Raw genomic sequence first — 1548 nt, 5'->3', positions numbered from 1 at the left:
GTCAGACACTATGACCCAATCCAGGGGCACGGAAACGACAGGAGCCCCCGCTCGTGACCGCGGGTCGGGGCTGCGACAATGTTGTTGAAGTGCCAGAGGCGCAGCCGCGCCGCAACGAGGTTGGGAGGCTCCCGTGCCTAGATATTCTACCGCCTTCGGAATGGACGTACACCTCAGGTCCACCACCGTCTGCGCGCTCGACGCGGAGACGGGCGAGGCCGTGACGAGGAGGTTCCGCGGCAACCCCTGGGGCGAGGTCGCGGAGTGGATGTCGGGCTTCCCCGGCCCGTCGCTCGCCGCCTACGAGAGCGGCTACCTCGGCTTCGCCCCGCAGAGGGAGCTCTCCGGGCTCGGCGTCGACTGCGTCGTCGCGGCCGTCTCCAGGGTCCCGAGGTCGGCGGCAGACCTCTCGTCCAAGAACGACCGCAACGACGCGGCCAGGATGGCCAAGGCGATACTGTCGCACGACGTCACCCCGGTATGGGTGCCGTCCCCCGAGATCGAGGGGCTCAGGGACCTCGCCGGGGCCCACGACGCGGCGACCGCGAGGCTCGCGGCGGCGAAGCAGCGGCTCCTGGCGTTCCTGGCCCGCCGGGGCTACGCCTACGGCGGCACGACGCCGGCCGGAAACCCCCGGAGGTACTGGACGTACGACTTCCTCAGGTGGCTCGACAAGGTCCGGCCCGCCGACGACGGCGGCATCCGGGCGCTTGCGGCGCTGAGGGACGAGGTCGAGGCGGCCGCCGAGACGCGCGACGACCTCCTCGCCGAGTACAGGGCCGCCGTCGCGGCGGGCCCCCTCTCGGCGGAGGTCGAGGCGCTCCAGTCGATCAAGGGGTGCGGGTTCGCGCTCGCCGCCGCCTTCGCGTCCGAGGTCGGCGACTTCTCGAGGTTCCGCTCCGGCAGGCAGGTGACGTCCTACTTCGGCCTCGCCCCGAAGCAGAGGTCGAGCGCGGACTCCGTGCGCCTCGGCGGGATCAGCGGGGCCGGCAACGCGCTCGTCAGGAGGTTGGCAGTCGAGGGGTCCTGGAGCTACGTCCAGGCGAGCCACCAACCGAAGCTGATGCCCAAGGGCAGCGGCGTCCCGCTCGAGGTGAGGATGCACGGGAGGAAGGGTTCCGAGCGCCTGCTCCGGCGCCGCGAGGAGATGCTCGCCAGGGGCATGCCCCAGGCGAAGGCGAACGCCGCCACCGCCGCCGAGCTCGTGAGGTGGCTGTGGGCCCTCGGCGCGATGTGCCGGGAGGCAACCGAATAGACATAGCCCCCGTCCCGGCGAGCCGGGCAGCCTTCGGGGATACCCCCGCTTTCGCTGGGCGCGCGGCAGCGGCCGCATGCGCGTAGTCAGACTTGGGGAGCCCCGCCGAAGGAGAGGATTGCGGGCCGCCGGAGCGGTATCCGCGGATATGAGACTGAGCCGAAGGCGTCGACGACATGCCGGGGGCGGACCGGGACGGGTTCAACGGCAGGCCCCGCCGACCGATTGCAGGCGGTCGGCGGGGCCATTGTGGCTCTTGACAGCGGATTGGGTCATATGAGCGAAAACGCCCC

At 71.4% G+C, this 1548-nt stretch carries 1 protein-coding gene; it reads left to right on the top strand.

Annotated elements, in window-relative coordinates:
• Positions 1-133: 133 nt before the first annotated feature.
• Entirely contained in the window at positions 134-1255 is a 1122-nt protein-coding gene (locus PMX21_RS09990) for an IS110 family RNA-guided transposase (RefSeq protein ID WP_271759291.1), read from the top strand.
• The last annotated feature ends 293 nt before the right edge of the window (positions 1256-1548 follow it).

It is taken from the genome of Collinsella aerofaciens (genome assembly GCF_028209885.1).
Lineage (GTDB): Bacteria > Actinomycetota > Coriobacteriia > Coriobacteriales > Coriobacteriaceae > Collinsella > Collinsella aerofaciens_BA.
This window is presented reverse-complemented; position numbering and strand designations above follow the sequence as displayed.